Below are 20,106 nucleotides of genomic sequence, written 5' to 3'. Positions count from 1 at the left end.
CTCTCTAACGCGAATTCAATTGTTCGGAAAGAGCGAACTGAAATAAATAAAATGAAAACAGATTATGAAATACAGAAAAGAGAGTATAGTTTGATAAAAAAAGAAAATGAGTTACTAAAGAGAGAGAACGCAATTGAGAAGAAAGAAAATGAGATGTTGAAAGTAGAATTTACTAACATGAGTCAACAAAATGACATGTTTCGTACGAAAATTGAGAACAAGAAATTTTTTTCTTTGATCAAACGACGCACTGATAGAAAAAATAAAGTATAGCTATTTGTTGAAGGCACACCATACCATACGTAGAGATTGGCGAATATAATTGATGGCAAACGCTATAATTTCGGGTCAAACGGCACTTTTTATATGAGGTAGATATAGCAAATGCGGTAATCGGGCTGTCCTGATTACCGCATTTTAACGTTGTGCTAACGAATTGTAATTGAATCGTTACGTTTTTCTGCTACTATATCGTAAGTATGGTTTATTAGGTATTAAGTAAGCAGAAAGTGAATCAATTTTGACAATGGATAAATACAAAAATCTGAAAACTGCAGTTAAATCTGCGATGCTTGCTGGTGCTGCAATGACGACTGCGGTTGTTGCACAACAAGAGGTGTCACACGCTGACACACTAGCAAACATTCAATCACAACACAAGTCAGGCTATTTGAATGCTGACGGACAATGGCTATGGTTTGAAAATGGTCAACGTTACACGGGGTTCCGGTTCTACATGGGTACGTACTACTGGTTCATTAATGGTGTTCGTCAAGATTCAGGTTGGCGTGAAGCCTGGGGCATGAAGTATTACACGGATAACCAAGGACGTGCGGTCCAAGGTAACCGTGTCATTAATGGTGTTGCCTACAACTTCGGTGACAATGGTACATTCTTCCTTCGTGGTAAGACGTCTGGTTACACGGATGCAGGTGAAGGCTGGAAGTGGTACGAAGGTGGTCAAAAGTTTACAGGCTTCCGGTTCTACATGGGTACGTACTACTGGTTTGAGAACGGTGTTCGTCAACAAAACAAGTGGGAAAACGCCTGGGGCATGAAGTATTACGTTGATGGTGATGGTCGTGCTTCACAAGGCGTGAAGAACGTTTCTGGTGGTACACACTATTTCGGAAACGATGGTACGTTCTTCGAGCGTTCAATTAAGAACGCAATGCCAGATCAAGCCAAGAAGATGCTTGGTTTGCCATACGCCTGGGGCGGTAAGACTTGGAGCGGTGTGGATTGCGCTGGTTACGTTGCTTTGGTTCGTTCACAAGCTGGTTTGCCAGATATTGGTTCAGTTACTTGGAACCAAGCAGCCTACTTGCGATCACATGGTAGTCAACCTAAGTCATATTCACAAGCTCAACCTGGAGACTTGTTGTTCTGGGGTGGTACAGGAAATGAGTATCACGTCGGCATCTACCTTGGTAACGGTCAGATGATTGACTCAGCCACATATGGTACGGTAACGGGTATCCGTGGTGTTTGGGGTGACCCACAAGCCTATACGGTTAACTTCTAAAAATGATAGTCAGGATAGGGCGACTGGTATTGGTCGCCCTATCTTTGTCTCATTTGGACATTGAAAATTCATAGAAAATTCGTTCTGTTGTAAAGATAAAGTAGTGAGTTCAAATCTTGCTGTAACGCTTTCGACATTTTAAATGCGTAAACTAGAAGACGTCATAAAAAGTAGAAATTATTTATTTATAAAAGGGGATTGCAACATGAAGTTTTCAAAGTTGCTAATGGGTGGTCTTGTCGCTGCCTCAATCGGTATGGTTGCTGTCACAACACCAGTGCACGCGGCTACATATGAATCAACGACAGCTGGTGATTCAACGGCGCCACGAATGGATTTCGTTGATATCTCATCATGGAACCCAAACTTGTCAGTATCAGACTTCCAAACAATGAAGAAGTATGGCGTAACGGGTGTCATCGTTAAGTTGACGGAGCACACGACGTACGTTAACCCATACGCTCGCCAACAAATTGCAAACGCGCAAGCAGCTGGCTTGAAGATCGGCGTTTATCACTACGCACACTTTACTGATTCTGGTAGTGCTGTTACTGAAGCGAATTACTTTGCTAACCAAGCTGCAAACTTGGGATTGTCAAAGTCAGTTGTCATGGTTGATGACTTGGAAGATAGTAGCACGAAGACTGGAAATGTGACGAACAACGCATTGGCTTTCCGTAACCGTTTGAATGATTTGGGTTACAACAACCAAATGTTGTACACATATGCCAGCTATTCATCAGAAATGGGCATGAACTTGTCATCATTTGGTAACCGCAATGTTTGGATGGCCTCATATCCATACAACCCAAACAAGAATGATCTATGGTACGGTTCATACGGTGCTTGGCAATGGAACTCAAATACGACGTTCCCAGGTGTGAGCGGTGTATTTGACGTATCAATTGATTACGGTTCACCAATGAAGGGTGATTCATTCACCGGCTTCCGTGGGGATGTGTACTATGTCAACGGTAAGAAGGCATCAGGATACTACGACGGTGGTCGTGGCTGGCGCTGGTATGAGAATGGTGTACCATTTGATGGTTTCCGCTTCTACATGGGTACGTACTACTGGTTCGGTAATGGTGGAATCCGTCAAGATAATGGTTGGCGTGAAGCTTGGGGCTTGAAGTACTACACGGATAGCAACGGACGTGCCGTACAGGGCGTGCGTTCGATCGGCGGTAAGAAGTACTTCTTCGGTACTGATGGTACGTTCTACTTGCGTAAGAATGGTATCGTAAGTAACCAAGCAGAAAAGTACAAGGCTGATGGTAATGGTGTCTTGGCACCATGGTCAGGGTTCATGGATATGGGAGCTGGTTGGAAGTGGTATGAGAATGGCTCATACTTCACTGGTTTCCGCTTCTACATGGGCTCATACTACTGGTTCCAAAACGGACAACGCCAAAACAATTCATGGGAAAATGCTTGGGGATTGCGTTACTACGTTGGTAACGATGGTCGTGCCGTACAAGGTTGGCAAACAATTGATGGTAAGAAGTACTACTTCGGTGATAACGGTACATTCTTCCTTCGCTAATTATTCGTAAATTATCATGAATATCTAGTATAATGATATTAGGGAGTCATGAAGACTACGGAGGACAAAATTATGAAAAAAAGTGCAGTAGCCATTTTGGGTGTTATTGTTGTGGCGCTTATCGGTGGTGGGTTCTACTTTGCAACAGCAAACACGAACACACACCCTGGTACAGAAGAAACGTCTTCATCAAAGAAGAGCAGTTCATCAAGTGAAAAGGCAGAAACGTCAGCGCTTGAGTCAGCAAGTTCATCAAGTGAAGCAACGTCAGAAGCATCTTCTTCAGTTGCTTCAAGTGAGTCAGAAGCGACGTCTAGTGCGGCGTCATCAGAAGCTGCACCAGTGGCATCGAGCGAAGCTGCTTCAAGTTCAAGTGCTCCAGCAACCAGCAACTCGGGGATGGCATCATACGATCCAAACCAAACTGCTGATGGCACGAACATTTCAAGTGATATGATTGCGGATGCCCGTAAGGAATTGCAAGCCGCTCACTTGGATGATTCAATCTTGGGTGACCAAGAGATGAAGGAATTGATTCGCGAGTCTTCATCAACGCAACAACCCGTTGTTGCAACGTACGAGTCTCACTTCGGTTCAGCAAGTTCATCAACTGCGTCAGATGCCACTGATTCATCAGCAACATCTGCTTCAGCAAATTCATAATGACGAATAATCATTAGCAAATAACCTTCGCTCAACGGCGGGGGTTATTTTTGTGTTCTTAATAAATTCGTATAAATTTGCCATAAAACGCTATTTTTGGCGTATAATAGATATTTAGTTATGAGGGGAAAAAGAAAACAAAGCAGGTTAGAAAACATGATTACTATTAAGTCAGAACGTGAAATTGAAGGTATGCGCCAATCTGGTGCGATTATCGCCGGCATGCACAAAGGGTTGCGCGATATCATTAAGCCTGGTATTTCAACATGGGAAATCGAAGAATTCGGTCGCAAGTATATTGAAGACCATGGTGCACGCGCTGCACAAATTGGTTTTGAAGGCTTCGAATTTGCAACGACTGTGTCAGTGAACAATGAAGTTGCCCACGCTTTCCCTCGCAAAGAATTGATTTTGCACGAAGGTGATATCGTCAAGGTTGATACAGTGGTTGACCTTGATGGTTATTATTCAGATTCAGCTTGGTCATACGCTGTCGGTGAGGTGTCACCAGAAGTACAACGTTTGATGGATGTGACGTTCAAAGCCTTGTACATCGGTATTGAACAAGCTCAAGTTGGCAACCGAATTGGTGATATCGGTGCGGCTATCAACGCTTACGTTGAAGATGAAAATGGGTTTGGTAATGTCCGTGAATATATCGGACACGGTATTCAACCAACGATGCACGAAGAGCCAGCCGTACCACACTATGGTGTTGCTGGACACGGTTTGCGTTTGAAGCCAGGCATGACGATTACGATTGAGCCGATGGTTAACATGGGTGGTTGGAAGGTCGAAACATCAGAAGATGATGGTTGGACAGTGACAACTGAAGATGGATCATGGTCAGCGCAATATGAACACACCATTGCGATTGCAAATGATGGACCAAAGATTTTGACATCACAAGATCCTGAGTTTGACGCCAAGTATCTATAAAAAATTACTGACACAGAAGGGAGCAATGACGTGACTCATTCAGGTTACATTTTTGCTAAGCGATTTTTGGATATTTCAGTGTCGTTATTCGCATTGATTGTTTTTTCGCCAATCTTTTTGGTGATTTCATCCTTTTATCTTTTCGGTGAAAACCGAGGGCCTGTCTTTTATAAGCAGCGTCGTATCGGTATGAATCACCGTGAATTTGGAATTTACAAGTTCCGTTCAATGGTTGTTGGTGCAGAAGAAAAGCTGTATGCCAACAAAGAATTGTATGCAAAGTTCGTTGAGAACGGCTACAAGTTACCTACTGAAGAAGATCCACGTATCACCAAGTTTGGGGCGTTCATTCGTCGGACATCGATTGATGAGTTGCCACAATTTATCAACATTTTGATTGGTGATATGAGTATTGTTGGACCACGACCAGTTGTTGAGAAAGAATTGATTGAATACGGTGATCGTGTTGATAAGTTCTTATCAGTGAAGCCAGGTGCCATGGGACTTTGGCAAGCGAGTGGACGTAGCGAAATACAATACCCAGAACGAGCTGACCTAGAGATTAGTTATGTTGACCATGCTGATTTATGGTTTGATTTTAAAATTTTATTTATGACCGTTTTCGCCATCTTTAAGGGTGACGGTGCGATGTGATTTCTAAGATTAAGAAATCGTGACAGTTCTATAAAACTCGCCGAAACTCCTGTATACTGGGTATTGGCGAGTTTTTCGCATTCAAGGGAAGTTGCTATTTATAGCATCAAAAATTTTAATATACATAAAGGAACTACGAAGTGATGGAAAATCAATTTACAGTGACTGATTTGTTTAAGCACATGTTGCGCAATGCCTGGTGGATTATTGTCCTTGGAGTTGTTGGTGGCGGTGCCATGTACGTGATGAACAAGCAACCTGCAGCGACAAGCTACAGTGCAACGCGCTCAATGTACGTTGCTAAGTCAAACACCGGCGTGAAGGATCCAAATTCACGAATCGTGGCTGACTCTTGGTTATTGAAGACATACAAGACGGTTGCCAAGGATGACAAGGTGATTAAGCCAGCTGTGAAGGCTTTGAAGGCTGAGGGTGTGAAGGTATCAGCTGATACGTTGCGCTCAGAAGTGTCATTGTCAATTACAGATGGGACGTTGTTGATGAAGGCCAAGGCGAAGGGGATTGCTAAGCCTAAGCAAGCAATCAAGATCGTTAACGCTTTCGCTGAGTCATACGCTGAAAATGCGCCTAAGTTGATTTCGGACATGCCAAAGCCTGAGTTGATGACAAAGACTAAGGAAGCCGACACGGATACGATGGTTGCTGGTTCGCCAAAGAAGGCAGCACTGTTTGGTGCCGTTGCTGGTTTGGCAATCGGGGTTGTCTTGGCATTCTTTGTGGGTGTTTACAAGAACGTGACGGCTGCTAAGAACTAAACAAAGGAGATTCGTATGGTTGCATGGTTAATGCCATTCGCGCTTTTGCCGAAGACATACACGTATTTCTTCTTTGATTCATTTGCTCAGCTTGCGGTTTTGATTTTCTCAATGTACATCATGGTGAAAATCTATTTACAACCTGCTCAGTTACAAACGGTGCTACCTAAAACAAATACGCTTCGTTTATGGGGCGCTTTTGTGGTTGTGCAATTAATCCTGATGGCGTACCAATCCTTTGTGGTTGGTGATACGAAGCAAATCTATGGTTTGCTTCACGGACTAGTTTCGTTTATTCAGATGATTCTTGTGATTTGGATTGCGTATACAGTCCAAAAGATGGCGATTCAGCGTTATGAAGATGCCGTGAAATTCGTCAAGTCAGTGATGATTAGCTTGATTGTCTACATTGTGGTGATTGTTTTGCCTCAAATCGCCTTCATTGATGGTGCTTTCTGGTTAAGTCACATTATCAATCCGATTGCTGGCCTGTTTGAACGCCACTGGCTAGATCGTAATTTCTATGATAACGGGAGTTATGTGGCAACATTGTGGCGTGTCAACGGGTTAGAACCAGAAGCATCATTTTTAGCATTGCTGCTGGGATTAACGTTCTCACCATTGTTAATTATGATTGCTGAGGAGCCGTTGAAAAACTTCAAAAACCGCAAGTGGCTATTTTGGTTGACATGGGCTTTGTTAGCCATTATTGTCGTTATTCTATTCATGGCCAAGACTACGACTGGTTTCTTGATGATCGGGTTGCTCGCCGTTGCCTATTGGTTTGCTGCGCCACGTAAGCAAAAGTTGTTTATCGCGGGTGGGGTGGTGATTGCCTTAATTGCAGTTGCCGCGGCTTATCAATTTGTACCGTCGGTTAACGCGATGCTAAATCAGTGGTTGTTCCAAAAGGACGGTACCGATAATCGTCTAGGTGGTACAATTGGTTTAATTGGCGCTTGGCTCCATCATCCATTGTTTGGGGTTGGCTATGGTTACGAAGGGCACTATATTGTGCAGAATTTGCCAGAGTGGTCAAAAAACAACGCTGAATATATGGATGTTTACAAGAATCAATCATATCCAATTTTGAATGATGTGTTTGGTTGGTTAGCCCGCTATGGTGTTATCTTTGTTCTAATTGGCTTCTGGCTGTTGCTAGGGTTGATTACGCGGGCAGTGAAAACACTCGGTCGTTTGAAGCAAAGTGCGTCTGACCACGTGATGTTTTATCGGGTGATGATTAAGTCATTCTTGGTCACTGTCGCGATTACAATTGTGACGGCCGGTATTACGCCAGCTAATGCAACGTCATGGCCGATGCTATTGATGTTGTTCTTCTACTGGCGGGTGGTCCACTTAGCAGAGGATGAATTACAAAACGAAGGAATTTAGTTAAATGAAAATTTTAGTTGCTGTACACAAGCCGTACCAAATGCCTAAAGATTCAACGTATCTGCCGGTCATGGTCGGGGCTGCGCTACAGGAGGGTTATCCAGCTAATTACACACCAGATAACACTGGTCAAAACATGTCTGAAATGAACCCGTTCTACAACGAATTAACGGCGTTGTATTGGGCTAAGTATAATCTGCAAGATGAAGATGTGATTGGCTTGATGCACTACCGCCGTTACTTTGGTAAGAAAGCTAGTCACGATTTGACTGACATTTTGACAGAAACGGATATCCGTAACGCTTTGGAAACTGCGGATGTATTGTTGCCTAAGCAACGTAATTACTACATCGAAACGCAAAAGGATCACTACTTTAATGCGCACAATCATGAGCCATATAATGTGATGCGTGAGGTGATTGCCGAAAAGTACCCGGATTACTTGGCTGCGTTTGATGCGATGGGTAACAGCACAAAAGCGCACTTGTTCAATATGAGCATTATGCGCCAAGCTGATTTTCAAGAGTACACTGACTTCATGTTCGATGTGTTGAAGGCTGTAGAAGAACGCATTCCATATCTCGAATATGAAGGACAGGAACGTCGTGTTTTTGGTTTCTTATCAGAGCGTTTGATGGACACATGGGTGAACACCAGGCAAAAGCGTGTGATGGAATTCCCATTGGTTACGACTGAGAAGACAAATTGGTTGGACAAGGGAACCCAATTTTTGAAGCGTAAGTTCTTCAAGAATGCCAATAAGAAGGTTCACTTCTAATATTAATCAAAAACCACCTGCCTATGGCGCGTGGTTTTGATTATAAAGTGATAAAATAGCCCAGTTATTGTCACACTTTTAGTGTGAAATATCCTGAAATTATGGTAAAGTAATTTCAGGATATTTTTTATACAAAAATCATCAGAAGGAAGACAAATCATGACTTTGAATGATAAGAACTACGATTACCTGATCGTAGGTGCTGGACCATTTGGTTCAATCTTTGCTTATGAAGCAGCTAAGCGTGGAAAGCGCTCATTGATTATTGAAAAGCGCGCACACATCGCTGGAAACATGTACACACACACGGAGCACGGTATTACGGTGCACGACTTCGGTGCTCACATTTTCCACACGGACAACAAGGAAGTTTGGGACTACATCCGTCAATTCGCTGAATTTAACGGTTACCAAAACCAAGTTGTTGCCAACTACAAGGGTACGTTGTACAACTTGCCATTCAACATGAACACATTCTACGAGATGTGGGGAACGAAGACGCCAGCTGAAGCCAAGGCTAAGATCGAAGAGCAAAAGGCTGCTGCTTTGACTGACTTGGGTGACCGCGAGCCACGTAACTTGGAAGAGCAAGCAATCTCATTGATTGGTACTGATATCTACGAGAAGTTGATCAAGGGTTACACGGAAAAGCAATGGGGACGTAAGGCAACTGAATTGCCAGCCTTCATCATCAAGCGTTTGCCAGTTCGTTTCATTTATGACAACAACTACTTCAACCACCGTTACCAAGGTATTCCAATCGGTGGTTACACGCAAATCTTTGAGAAGATGTTGGATAACGATTTGATTGATGTTCGTTTGAACTCAGACTTCTTCGAGCACAAGGACGAATACATTGCTGAGTTCCCACGTATTTTGTACACGGGAATGATCGACCAATTCTTCGACTACAAGTTCGGTGAATTGGAGTACCGTTCATTGCGCTTCGAGCACGAAGTTATCGATTCAGATAACTACCAAGGAAACTCAGTTATCAACTACACGGATGCTGAGACGCCATACACGCGTGTGATGGAATGGAAGCACTTCGATGGTTTGTCAGACGATGGTGTGACGATCATTACGAAGGAATACCCACAAACGTGGGACCGTACGAAGGAAGCTTATTACCCAGTTAACGACGAGAAGAACACGAACTTGTACAAGGAATACGCTAAGGAAGCGCGCCAACACAAGGATCAATTTATCTTCGGTGGTCGTTTGGGACAATACCGTTACTTCGATATGGACCAAGTCTTCAACGCTGCTTTGAATGAAGTACGTAAGGAGTTCAAGATTCCTTCAAGCTTCAACTTCGCACACGACGAAGAACACTAATCTGTATTTAAAAAAGCCGATCGTTCTGTTGTTGAATGATTGGCTTTTTTCGAGAAGAGGGGCTTATGAATAAAAAGGCAGTTTTACAACATTTGTTGGTGATGCTGTTGTTCGTGGTGATTGCAGGCTTGTCGGTTGTCCCTTACTGGAATCGGGGCACCATTTATGGCCAAGGCGATTTATTGTTTCACCTTAATCGGCTAGCGGGGCTGACGCAAGGGGTACAAGTGCATGAAATTCCATATCGCTACTTTAATGTGCTAACTAACATTGGTAGTGCTAGCAATTTCTTCTACCCGTTTGTCTACATGCTCGGTTGGTCCGGCTTGTTCGCAGTGATGGACAATCCAATTCACGCCTTTTACCTTGGTGAAGCGATTGTGATGTTTGTGACGTTGATTGTGGCATACCTGGCTATGAATCAATATCAATCACAGCGCATGCGGTCAATTATTTTTGCGTTACTATATGGATTTGCTAGTTACCGCACATATTTAGCGTATGATCAGTTTGTGTTTGGTGAGATGTTGGCATTTGCGTTTCTACCCTTGGCGTTTGTTGGGTTATACAACGTCTTCTTGGGTGACGCACGTAAGTGGCGGGCACTGGCAGCAGGCTTAACCTTAATCTTATACGCCCACATGTTGAGTACGGTTTTGACGTTGACATTGTTTGTCATCATTGTGGTCTTACTAGTCCTGACCCGACGTTTGCATCTTGAAAAAGTTCGCGTACTGAATTTCGTTAAAGCGGTGGTGATGACGGTCGTCATGACGGCGGTAATATACCTGCCTTTCTTGTACCAAAATCGCCAAACGACGATTATTACGACGGTGCAAGGACCAATTAGCAAAATGTATGACTTGGGTCAAAGTTTAGTGTATTCACTGAATGGCCTAAACCAAAACATTGGATTGGTTGGCGTTTTAGCAATTGTGATTGGTGCGGTACAATTATGGCGCCGTCGTTTCTCACGTGAGTTGGCAATCTGGGGGCTTGGGGTCGTGCTATTTATCATGGCATCTTCGATTTTCCCTTGGCGGGCGCTCTCTGAGAATGTACAGGCATTAGTCCAATTTCCGTTCCGCTTACTTGGCTTGAGTTCACTGTTTTTGCTCGTTTACTTGTCGGGCGAGTTAGTGCGAGTCTTTGCTTTGCCAAAGCAACAGGCGCTTACGACTTTGGTTGTGTTATTGTTCAGTGCAGGTAGTTACTTGGCGTTTACGGAGAATTTGATTTATACGCGCCAGCACCAGCAACCATTGGTAACGAATCAACGGTTTGAGGCAACCACCGCGTTGTTTGAAACAAGTTTCACGGCGAATGATAAGCAACTAGCAGCTCTGAATAAACCGGGTGCGCGTCACGATTATATCGGCATGCTCGACTATGCACCTAAAAATGCGTGGCCAGTCGAGAATTACTATTCGTTCCTCGCACACCAAACTTTTTTGGGCAATCAGTCAATTAAGGCTAAGGCGACGTACCGGTTGACGTCGGCGACATTTAAAGTCGACGCACCACAATCAGGGAATTTGAATGTACCAATTCTGATGTACGGCAATGAACGGGTGATGCTAGATGGCCATCGTGTGACGGCCAAGCAAACGAAACGGGGTTCGATTGGCGTGCACGTGACAGCGGGTGAACATCGTTTGACAGTCAGCTACACAACACCGAAGTGGATTTACCAAGTTTGGTTGTTATCTGCAATTGGTTGGGTGATTCTATTTGTGACTAGTTGGCACAGACGGAAGGCTAAATAAACATTAAAAAGACACCTTTCGCATCGTCGTGAGGTGTCTTTTTCGGTATACTGATTTGTAAGCAATAATTTAAAAGGAGCCGTGTGACATGGCAGATCAACCTGTAACCCCGGTCAAGAAGCGTAGCCGGCGGTTTTACTATATGGATATTCTGAATATCATTGCGACGATTGCAGTGATGTGGTTGCACACCTCAGAATTTGCCTTTCAATATACGCCGGGCTCACCCCGCTGGGTGCTGAGTTTGGTGATTCAAATTGCCTTTATTTGGGCGGTACCGATTTTCTTTATGATTTCGGGCGCCAACTTATTTAATTATCGCGATCGGTACGACACAAAAACATTCTTTAAGAAGCGCTGGGCGAAGGTGCTAATTCCATTTATCTTTTGGACGTTCGTCTGGTATGCTTGGAATCATTTTGTCGGTCACAATCCTGATTGGTCGTTAATTGGCTTTTGGAATGGGTTAGAATATGACACGATTCAACCTATCTTTTGGTTTTTCTATTTCATCATTCCAATTTATTTGGCCGTGCCATTTTTATCATTGATTGCGACAAAGGCAAATCAAAAAGTGGTTGAATATATCATCGCCTTATATGTCATTGGGGTCGGTGTGATTAACTACGCCTACACACTTTTCCACCGGGCACCAGATCAGTTGGTGAACAACATTCCGATGGTCTTGTCGACTGGCATTGGCATTTTCTTTGTTGGCTGGTATCTCCATAACTTCGATATCTCGAAGCGCATGCGTCATTTGCTGTACGGCGCAAGCGTTTTGGGGTTCGTCATTATGTTTAGTTTGACGATTATTTTCTCAGCCTGGCGCCATGAGACTGTGCGCGATGCTTATAGTATTTTCACCATCGGCGGCTTTTTGATGCCGTTGGGGGTCTGGGCTTGGGCAAAAACGCACTTCCCGCTCGATTGGCAACCGGGTCCAAAGACAACGGTTTGGTTGAAGCGTCTTTCTGGTGTGTCGTTGGGTGTTTACGTCATTCACGAATTTGTGATTGCGGTGCTAGAGAAGTTATTGCACCTTGATCAAAGCTCTTATTATCATATGTTGGCGCTGCCGATGGTGGTATGGGTCATCAGTGTGGCGATTGTGCTGGGATTACAAAAAATCCCAGGTGTAAATCGTTTATTGCCATAAAATACTTAAGTTGTTTAAGAGGTGTGTAAGCCGAGGAGGTGTTACACATCTCTTTCTTTTTGTCCACTGCGCTATAATATAGCTTGAGAGAGTTTGTTAAATTTTACAGAGTGTTTAGGAATGGTGGTTAGCGTATGGATAAAACCTTAAAGATTGCGTTGACAACGGGAGTTATGACGTTGGGTATCGTTATAACAGCCACCCCAGTTGATGCAGCGACAATGACGACACAACAACAAGCGTTTGTGAATAAAATGACGCCAGCGATTTTAGCGGATACAAGTAAATATGGGCTATATCCGTCAATTCAAATGGCACAAGCGACCTTGGAAAGTGGTTGGGGACAGAGTACGTTAAGTACGAAAGCCAACAATTATTTCGGTGTTAAAGGTGCTTTCAATGGGCAATCAGTCACGATGTGGACAACTGAGTATTCAGATGGCAAGCCATATTCAGTTCAAGCACAGTTTGCTAAGTATCCTTCGGCGTATGAGTCAGTGGATGCGCAAGGCAAGTTGCTTAAGAACGGTGTGTCGTGGAATCCAGAATATTACGTAGGTGCCTGGCGTTCGCGGGCTAAAAATTATAAAGAAGCGGCTTATGGGCTACAAGGGCGTTATGCAACGGCACCAACGTATGCCCAATCGCTCATTAATTTGATTGAAGAGTACCATTTTGATCAATTAGACAACGATGGCTATAAGAATGGTAGCTACTATTTGAAGGGAAAACCTGCTTCTGGCTACATCAATGATGGTAATGGCTGGTTCTGGTTTGAAAATGGTCGTAAGTTTACGGGGTTCCGTTTCTACATGGGAACGTACTACTGGTTCGAAAATGGTTCACGTATTGATAATAAGTGGCGTTCTGCTTGGAATCTCCAATACTACGTTGATCGTGAAGGCCGAGCGGTGCAGGGAGATGGCTACAAAGTTAACGGGATCTACTACAACTTTGGTCACGACGGCACATTCTTCCTGCGCGGTAAAGCGAATGGTTACGTCAACACAACGGATGGGTGGTTGTGGATTGAAAATGGCCAACGTTACACCGGATTCCGTAAGTACATGGGCGCATACTATTTCTTCATCAATGGGGTTCGCCAACATAATCGATGGGTGTCAGAGTGGGGCTTAAATTACTACGTTGGTAGTGATGGCCGGTCTGTCCAGGGCTCACATGTGAAGATTGGCAATAAGGTATATAACTTTGGGACGAATGGTACATTCTATTTGCGTTAAATTTGCGCTATACTAGACTGATAAGTTTAAAAAACAGTCGGAGAATGACATGCAAGTCGTAAAAAATTATTTGTATAACGTCTTCTATCAATTGCTAACTGTGTTGGCACCGTTGATTACGATGACGTACCTGTCACACGTGCTTGGCGCGGATGGAATGGGTGTCCAGGCTTGGACTAACTCGATTGTGAGTTACTTCTTGCTGTTTGCCACGTTAGGTATCACTTTGTATGGTCAACGTGAAATTGCGTATGTGCGTGATGACCGTGAGTTGCGTGATCGACGGTTTTGGGAAATCCAAGGACTGCACACAATGGTCAGTCTGTTGGCAATTGCGATTTATGTCGTCTTTGTCTACATGATGCGCCATGTACCAGGTGAGTTCTCAGCAAACAACCATCAACTGTATTTGCAGACATGGGTGATTGTTTCAGGGCTGCTCGATATTTCATGGTACTTCATGGGCTTGGAAGACTTTAAGAAGACGGTTGTCCGTAATTCGTTGGTTAAGATTGCCATGGTGGTGTTGATTTTCATCTTGGTTAAATCAGCTGATGATGTCGATAACTACATCCTATTATTGGCACTCACCCAAGTGATTGGTAATATCACGATGTGGTTCTACATTCCAGGTAAGGTGAAGTTGCCGAAGTTGTCGACTTTGAACTTCGGTCACCACTTATTACCAACATTAGGCTTATTTTTGCCAACGATTGCCACGCAAATTTATTTGCAGTTGAATAAGACAATGTTGCCTTTGTTTGCTAGTGGTTCAATTAGTTTGTCAGCCTTTTATGAAAACGCGGATAAGATTGTCAAAGTGTCGTTGGCCCTGGTGACGGCGATGGGAACGGTCATGTTGCCACGTGTGGCGAACCATTATGCGAACGGTAACACGAAAGCGGTCAATGATGCGATTTACAAGTCAATGGACTTTGTTACAGCAATGGCTGCGCCCTTGATGTTCGGGATGATGGCCTTGGGTCCAAAGATGTCGATTTGGTACATGGGACCAAACTTCTTACCAGCGGGTTGGACAATTACGATTTTGTCGCCAATTGTCTTGTTTATCGCTTGGAGTAACGTTATCGGCACGCAATATTTGATGCCGGTTAACCGGACCCGAGATTTCACAATTTCCGTGACGGTCGGTGCGGTTGTTAATGTGTTGCTGAACTTTATCTTTATTCCGCTTTGGAGTTTGTATGGGGCAGCGGTCGCGACGATTATCGCTGAATTCGCTGTAACCCTTTACCAAGTTTATGTCATTCGTCACCAACTTGAATTAGGCGTTTTGTTCCACGGTTTGTGGAAGTATCTCGTAGCGGGTGTCGTTATGTTTGCAGTCATTGCGACGATGGCTTGGCGAATGCCACCGTTCCCAACGAGCACGGTGGTACAGATTGCGGTTGGTGTCGTGGTATACGTGATTATGGTCATCCTGATGCGAGCTAACTTTGTGTTGACTGTGCAAGGGTTTATCAAAGGACGTCTCCACAAGTAAAAGCAGTTATTATAAAATTGTGAAAGCATCCCAATCAGGGGTGCTTTTTTGCTATACTGGAACAGGCTGATTAAATATATGAAAGAGGACAGATATGTCTAAGTTATCAATTATCGTACCGGTTTTTAACGAAGAAGAGACAGTAGCAATCTTCTACGATGCGATTGAACTTGAACGCAAAAATTTTGCTGAATATGATATCGAATATTGGTACATCGATGACGGTTCAACTGATGGGACGGTTGCCGCTGTTGAAGCATTGATTGCGCGCGATGAAAATGTGCACTTGGTGTCATTTTCACGTAATTTTGGTAAAGAAGCTGGCTTGTACGCTGGCTTGGAGCATGCGACTGGTGATTATGTCGCGGTTATGGATGTGGATTTGCAAGATCCACCCGAGTTACTGCCAGAAATGTTGGCGGGCGTCTCATCTGGTGAATGGGATGCCGTTGGCGCACGCCGCACAACGCGCGCTGGTGAACCAAAGATTCGTTCTTGGTTTTCAAGCTTGTTTTATAAGATTATTAACATGGTGTCAGACACCCATATCGTTGAAGGGGCACGCGATTTCCGCGTAATGACCCGTCAAATGGTTGATGCGATTTTGAGTATGCAAGAATATAACCGCTTTTCGAAGGGCATCTTCTCATGGGTTGGTTTTAAGCAAAAGTATTTAGAGTATGAGAATAAGGATCGTGTAGCCGGCACGACATCATGGAATTTCTGGAGCTTGTTCCGTTATTCAATTGATGGTTTTGTGAATTTCTCGAAGGCACCATTGCTCCTCGTATCTGTCCTGGGGACGATTGCCTTTGTGATGGCATTGATTGGTGCGGTTATCGTGTTTGTACGCGCGCTAGTGCATCCAGAAAACTCGGTCTTTGGCTGGCCATCAACGATTGTCATCATGTTAGCGCTTGGTGGCGTGCAACTATTAAGTTTGGGCATTGTTGGTCGTTATATTTCAAGTATTTATCTAGAAGTTAAGAAGCGACCAATTTATATTGCGCGTAAAGTAAAGTAGGGAGAGAGCGATGAGAAGAAGGTTTGCGCAATATCGACAAACTGGCGCTTATCGCGATGGCCAAGCAGTGCTTGGTTTTGTCGTTATTGCATTATTATTCGCATTGCCGATTTTAAATCAGAACCGGATGGTGTTGGGCGTGGACGCGTTTTTCCACTTACATCGGTTCTACGATGCGGCGATGCAACTGAAAACGGGCCAATTCAATTACTTTGTGTCGTTGTTTGGCTTTAATCAATCAGGACGGATTGTAAATGCGGTCTACGGGCCGTGGTTCGCTTATCTAAATGGACTACTGCTATTGCTAGCAGGTAGTTGGGTCCGTTGGCAATTTTGGTCTAATTTCATCATTGCATTTGGCGGCCTGTTGGCTGGTTACCTGGCGTTGCGTTGGGCCCACGTACGCCGCCTGTATAGCGTGGCTGGATCAATGATTATGGTTGGCTCTTTACCGGGCCTAAGTTGGTTTGCCAATCAAGCCTTTATGAGCGTTGGCGCCATGTTTATCGCGCTAGCTGTAGGGATTGGTATTCGGATGCTCCAGCAACCGGATCGGCCGATTAACCCATGGCAGATGGGCGCTGTGATGGCATTGGGCATTCAAGTGCACATGCTCTCAACTTTGTTTATGCTCCTGGTATTGGTGTGGTTCGCAGTGCCAGCGGTCTTTCGGGCGAAGCGACCAGTGTTCATGGTCTTGAATGGGCTATTGGCGGCAGGTTTGGCATTGCTGCTGTCAGTCAATGTTTGGATGCCATTTTTGCATGTGAACATGAGTAACCGCTTGTTGCGACCGTTTATTGAATTGCGTGGTGATATACCGGCCGATACGCTGGGCTTCACTTGGGATGGGAGTCACAATCTATCGTTAATTGCGATGGTTTTGATTGTCGTTGCAGTTGCCGCCTTGGTTTTGCGTAACCAGTGCCAACCACGATTGGATTTCACGACCCAGTGGACGTTGCTGGGTGGCGTGTTACTTGTTGTAGCCGGCTCACAATTACTACCATGGCGCATGATTATGAAAGATGCTGATAACTGGTTGTCGACTTTCCAATTTGCGCTTCGTTTTGGTATTCCGGGCTTGATTTTGATTGTGTTCGGCTTGTTATTGTGGTTGCAACAGCAGCCAATTGCGGCGTCTTCAGGGATGCAGGTGGCGACACTGGCGACGGGCGTCTTAGCGATGGGGATGTTGTTCACGCCGATGACTGATAAGATGGCGACACAGTCGGATCTGAAAACAGTGGTCGGTTTAACGGCGTACACCAGGCCGAAGTTGACGCTAAAACAACTAGTGGCCGACGAGCGACGCACGGACTTAAGTCGTTTGATGTTAGACGGCACGCAAAACTACCCAGATTATTTACCGATTTCAAAGAAAACGGCAACATCATTGACTGGCAAAGATTGGTATACGAAGAATGGGTTAGATCAAGCATATTTGCGTGATATTGTGGGAAATCGCTTGCCGAAAATGAAACGCACGGTTGTTGATGGCCAATTGCACCTGACTTGGCAAGCTAAGCGGGCGACAACCGTTACTTTACCAGTTGTGAAGTATGCGGAGACGACGCTATCATTAAATGGTCAAATGCTAGATAATGTTAAGCTGAGTCGAATCGGGGCTCCCGTTGTTAAACAGCAGGCTGGTCGCAACACGTTGATCCTGGGTTATCAGACGCCAGGTTGGTTGCCAACCACACAGTATGTAGCCGCGATTAGCTGGGGCCTCTTAGCCTTTGGTGCGGTCGTTGCCCAATTACGTAGATTTTATAAAGAGAAAGAATAAGATATATGAAACACTCCTGGATGTGGTAAACTGAAAGGAGTGTTTTTATACAATGAAAAGATATTGAATGAATTTTAGTTTGGAGACTGATTGATATGACTGTTAGCGCTGTCGTCGTTACGTACAACCGTCTGCCAATGTTGAAGGAAGTTATTGCAGCTTTGCAAGCCTCAGAAACGCCGGTGGACAACATTATTGTTGTGGATAACAAGAGTAATGCTGATACCCAGGAGTACTTGACGAGTTTGGGTGATCAAATCCGTTATGTGCGTTTGGAAGAAAATATTGGTGGTGCGGGTGGCTTTAACAAGGGTATTCGTTACTTCATGGAAGAAACTGTCGATGATTACGTTTGGTTGATGGACGATGATACGGTCCCAACGCCAACGGCTTTGACAGAACTTGTTGGCAGTGCCTCTAAGGTTGACAACAAGTTTGGCTTCTTGTCTTCAGATGTCCGTTGGACAGATAATTCACGCGCCAAGATGAACTTGCCATTCCCAATTGACCGCTTTAAGAAGATTCCGTTGGATGCGACTGAAATGGAACAGTTGCGTAATGCGACGTTCGTTTCAGTGATGTTTAGTCGTGAAGTCGTGGATAAGATTGGCCTACCAGTGAAGGAATTCTTCATCTGGGGTGATGATATTGAGTATACGGAGCGTGCTGCGCGTGTTTACCCAGGCTACATGGTGCCAACATCACGTGTTATTCACAAGATGGCGCAAAACGTGGAGTCAAATGTATCGCTTGATTCAATTGATCGTGTACCACGTTACTTCTACGCCTTCCGTAACCGGATGTACTTCAGTCGCAATCGTGGTTTTGTCCGCTTCTTGCGTGCACACATTCGCATTGCCTATGAAGCAGCAATGATTTTCTTTAACGGACAACCAAAGAAGATGCTCCGCTTGAAGATGGTCCTTAAGGGTGTCACGACCGGTTGGTTCTTCAAGCCAAAGGTAGAATTTGCTAAGAACAAGGCGAAGGGATAAGAGATATTATGGCAAAAGTAAGCGCAGTGATTGTGACCTACAACCGCTTGCCAATGTTAAAAGAGGCAATTGCCGCTTTGCAAGCCGTTGAGCCAAAATTGTCACACTTAATTGTGATTGATAATAAATCTGAGCAAGATACACAAGATTACTTAGAATCATTGGGCGACAGCATCACGTATGTGCGGATGTCTGAGAACCTTGGTGGCGCTGGTGGGTTCAACGCCGGAATTCGTTACTTTTATGAACAAACGGATGATGATTATGTTTGGGTAATGGACGATGATACGATGGTGCACCCAGATTCTTTGCAACCGTTGACGGCATTTGCTGAACAAAATCCTAATTTTGGCTTCTTGGCCTCAAAGGTAATGTTCAGTGATGGCAAGCCGTCGGTTCGTAACGTACTACGTCAATACGGGACGTATAAGACGACGTTGAATACAGAATTTAAAGAACCTGTTCGAATTGAAAATGCGACATTCGTGTCATCATTTTTCTCACGGGATATTGTTCGCCAAATTGGTTTGCCAATTACAGAATTCTTTATTTGGATTGACGATTTGGAGTATACGGAACGTGCCGGACGGATTGCGCCAGGTTATCTAGTGCCAGCATCTTCTGTCACGCACAAGATGCGTTCAAATACTGAAGATGATATTACCAACGATATTGAACGTCGTTTACCTTGGTACTTTAACATGTACCGTAATCGTGTTTACACGATGCGCAAGCGTGACTTCTTCCGTCACATGCGTGGAAACGGTAAAATTGCTTGGGACTTCCTCCGGTTGATCTTTGTACGGACAGACCACAAGAAGAAGCGATTTGATACAATGATTAGTGGTATTAAGGCTGGTCGTAAGTTTAAGCCAACCATTGAATTCCCTAAGGATAAGTAATTAAGATATCGCAACGTTTGTTACAAACGTTGCGATTTTTTTATAACTTTCGCAAAAGTGCTACCATTATATTTATATTCAATTGAAGTTCAGGAATTTTTATGCCATC

At 44.2% G+C, this 20,106-nt stretch carries 18 protein-coding genes; all 18 read left to right on the top strand.

What is annotated here, in order from left to right:
* The coding region (locus ESE_RS12470) for a hypothetical protein (protein ID WP_010371979.1) at nucleotides 1–273 on the top strand (273 nt) is incomplete at its 5' end.
* A gap of 253 nt (nucleotides 274–526) precedes the next feature.
* Nucleotides 527–1,525 carry a C40 family peptidase gene (locus ESE_RS11875; protein ID WP_010371976.1) on the top strand — a complete coding sequence of 333 codons (999 nt, stop codon included), beginning with the start codon at nucleotides 527–529 and terminating at the stop codon, nucleotides 1,523–1,525.
* 205 nt (nucleotides 1,526–1,730) lie between these two features.
* A complete protein-coding gene (locus ESE_RS0104600) occupies nucleotides 1,731–3,071 on the top strand; it encodes a GH25 family lysozyme (protein ID WP_010371971.1) in 1,341 nt (446 codons plus the stop codon).
* Nucleotides 3,072–3,143: 72 nt separating this feature from the next.
* Nucleotides 3,144–3,734: a hypothetical protein gene (locus tag ESE_RS11870; RefSeq protein ID WP_010371967.1), complete on the top strand. Its 591-nt coding sequence runs from the start codon at nucleotides 3,144–3,146 to the stop codon at nucleotides 3,732–3,734.
* A gap of 156 nt (nucleotides 3,735–3,890) precedes the next feature.
* Nucleotides 3,891–4,673 carry a type I methionyl aminopeptidase gene (gene map, locus ESE_RS0104590; RefSeq protein WP_010371964.1) on the top strand — a complete coding sequence of 261 codons (783 nt, stop codon included), beginning with the start codon at nucleotides 3,891–3,893 and terminating at the stop codon, nucleotides 4,671–4,673.
* Nucleotides 4,674–4,703: 30 nt separating this feature from the next.
* Complete coding sequence (locus ESE_RS0104585) at nucleotides 4,704–5,327, top strand: sugar transferase (RefSeq protein ID WP_010371962.1); 624 nt, start codon at nucleotides 4,704–4,706, stop codon at nucleotides 5,325–5,327.
* 143 nt (nucleotides 5,328–5,470) lie between these two features.
* A complete protein-coding gene (locus ESE_RS0104580) occupies nucleotides 5,471–6,103 on the top strand; it encodes a YveK family protein (protein WP_010371957.1) in 633 nt (210 codons plus the stop codon).
* A gap of 15 nt (nucleotides 6,104–6,118) precedes the next feature.
* The gene (locus ESE_RS0104575) at nucleotides 6,119–7,498 is read left to right on the top strand and encodes a hypothetical protein (RefSeq protein WP_010371954.1); all 1,380 of its coding nucleotides are present in this window, start codon (nucleotides 6,119–6,121) and stop codon (nucleotides 7,496–7,498) included.
* A 4-nt stretch (nucleotides 7,499–7,502) separates the two neighbouring features.
* Nucleotides 7,503–8,276, top strand: coding sequence for a DUF4422 domain-containing protein (locus ESE_RS0104570; protein WP_010371950.1), 774 nt, complete (start codon nucleotides 7,503–7,505; stop codon nucleotides 8,274–8,276).
* Between the two features lie 159 nt (nucleotides 8,277–8,435).
* Nucleotides 8,436–9,614, top strand: coding sequence for a UDP-galactopyranose mutase (glf, locus tag ESE_RS0104565; RefSeq protein WP_010371947.1), 1,179 nt, complete (start codon nucleotides 8,436–8,438; stop codon nucleotides 9,612–9,614).
* Nucleotides 9,615–9,679: 65 nt separating this feature from the next.
* Nucleotides 9,680–11,380, top strand: a complete 1,701-nt coding sequence (locus ESE_RS0104560) for a hypothetical protein (protein ID WP_010371944.1) — start codon at nucleotides 9,680–9,682, stop codon at nucleotides 11,378–11,380.
* Nucleotides 11,381–11,468: 88 nt separating this feature from the next.
* Nucleotides 11,469–12,539 (top strand): acyltransferase, encoded by a 1,071-nt coding sequence (locus ESE_RS0104555; protein WP_010371943.1) that lies wholly within the window; start codon nucleotides 11,469–11,471, stop codon nucleotides 12,537–12,539.
* 134 nt (nucleotides 12,540–12,673) lie between these two features.
* Nucleotides 12,674–13,780 (top strand): glycoside hydrolase family 73 protein, encoded by a 1,107-nt coding sequence (locus ESE_RS11865; protein WP_010371940.1) that lies wholly within the window; start codon nucleotides 12,674–12,676, stop codon nucleotides 13,778–13,780.
* Nucleotides 13,781–13,829: 49 nt separating this feature from the next.
* Entirely contained in the window at nucleotides 13,830–15,284 is a 1,455-nt protein-coding gene (locus tag ESE_RS0104540; RefSeq protein ID WP_010371936.1) for a flippase, read from the top strand.
* A gap of 94 nt (nucleotides 15,285–15,378) precedes the next feature.
* Nucleotides 15,379–16,308, top strand: coding sequence for a glycosyltransferase family 2 protein (locus ESE_RS0104535; RefSeq protein WP_010371934.1), 930 nt, complete (start codon nucleotides 15,379–15,381; stop codon nucleotides 16,306–16,308).
* Between the two features lie 10 nt (nucleotides 16,309–16,318).
* The gene (locus ESE_RS0104530; protein WP_010371931.1) at nucleotides 16,319–18,100 is read left to right on the top strand and encodes a hypothetical protein; all 1,782 of its coding nucleotides are present in this window, start codon (nucleotides 16,319–16,321) and stop codon (nucleotides 18,098–18,100) included.
* Nucleotides 18,101–18,195: 95 nt separating this feature from the next.
* Nucleotides 18,196–19,095, top strand: coding sequence for a glycosyltransferase family 2 protein (locus tag ESE_RS0104525; RefSeq protein WP_010371929.1), 900 nt, complete (start codon nucleotides 18,196–18,198; stop codon nucleotides 19,093–19,095).
* An 8-nt stretch (nucleotides 19,096–19,103) separates the two neighbouring features.
* On the top strand, nucleotides 19,104–19,997 hold the full coding sequence (locus ESE_RS0104520; protein WP_010371927.1) for a glycosyltransferase family 2 protein: 894 nt from the start codon (nucleotides 19,104–19,106) through the stop codon (nucleotides 19,995–19,997).
* Nucleotides 19,998–20,106: the final 109 nt, after the last annotated feature.

The sequence above is a fragment of the Weissella cibaria KACC 11862 genome (genome assembly GCF_000193635.1).
In the GTDB taxonomy this organism is placed as follows: Bacteria; Bacillota; Bacilli; order Lactobacillales; family Lactobacillaceae; genus Weissella; species Weissella cibaria.
This window is presented reverse-complemented; position numbering and strand designations above follow the sequence as displayed.

Bases quoted from the DNA above. Each gene is read 5' to 3' on its own strand.
- ESE_RS0104520 (WP_010371927.1), top strand. From the start codon at position 19,104: ATGGCAAAAGTAAGCGCAGTGATTGTGACCTACAACCGCTTGCCAATG.
- glf (WP_010371947.1), top strand. From the start codon at position 8,436: ATGACTTTGAATGATAAGAACTACGATTACCTGATCGTAGGTGCTGGA.
- ESE_RS0104540 (WP_010371936.1), top strand. From the start codon at position 13,830: ATGCAAGTCGTAAAAAATTATTTGTATAACGTCTTCTATCAATTGCTA.
- ESE_RS0104600 (WP_010371971.1), top strand. From the start codon at position 1,731: ATGAAGTTTTCAAAGTTGCTAATGGGTGGTCTTGTCGCTGCCTCAATC.
- ESE_RS0104570 (WP_010371950.1), top strand. From the start codon at position 7,503: ATGAAAATTTTAGTTGCTGTACACAAGCCGTACCAAATGCCTAAAGAT.
- map (WP_010371964.1), top strand. From the start codon at position 3,891: ATGATTACTATTAAGTCAGAACGTGAAATTGAAGGTATGCGCCAATCT.
- ESE_RS0104555 (WP_010371943.1), top strand. From the start codon at position 11,469: ATGGCAGATCAACCTGTAACCCCGGTCAAGAAGCGTAGCCGGCGGTTT.
- ESE_RS0104535 (WP_010371934.1), top strand. From the start codon at position 15,379: ATGTCTAAGTTATCAATTATCGTACCGGTTTTTAACGAAGAAGAGACA.
- ESE_RS11870 (WP_010371967.1), top strand. From the start codon at position 3,144: ATGAAAAAAAGTGCAGTAGCCATTTTGGGTGTTATTGTTGTGGCGCTT.
- ESE_RS0104530 (WP_010371931.1), top strand. From the start codon at position 16,319: ATGAGAAGAAGGTTTGCGCAATATCGACAAACTGGCGCTTATCGCGAT.
- ESE_RS0104560 (WP_010371944.1), top strand. From the start codon at position 9,680: ATGAATAAAAAGGCAGTTTTACAACATTTGTTGGTGATGCTGTTGTTC.
- ESE_RS0104525 (WP_010371929.1), top strand. From the start codon at position 18,196: ATGACTGTTAGCGCTGTCGTCGTTACGTACAACCGTCTGCCAATGTTG.
- ESE_RS11865 (WP_010371940.1), top strand. From the start codon at position 12,674: ATGGATAAAACCTTAAAGATTGCGTTGACAACGGGAGTTATGACGTTG.
- ESE_RS11875 (WP_010371976.1), top strand. From the start codon at position 527: ATGGATAAATACAAAAATCTGAAAACTGCAGTTAAATCTGCGATGCTT.
- ESE_RS0104575 (WP_010371954.1), top strand. From the start codon at position 6,119: ATGGTTGCATGGTTAATGCCATTCGCGCTTTTGCCGAAGACATACACG.
- ESE_RS0104580 (WP_010371957.1), top strand. From the start codon at position 5,471: ATGGAAAATCAATTTACAGTGACTGATTTGTTTAAGCACATGTTGCGC.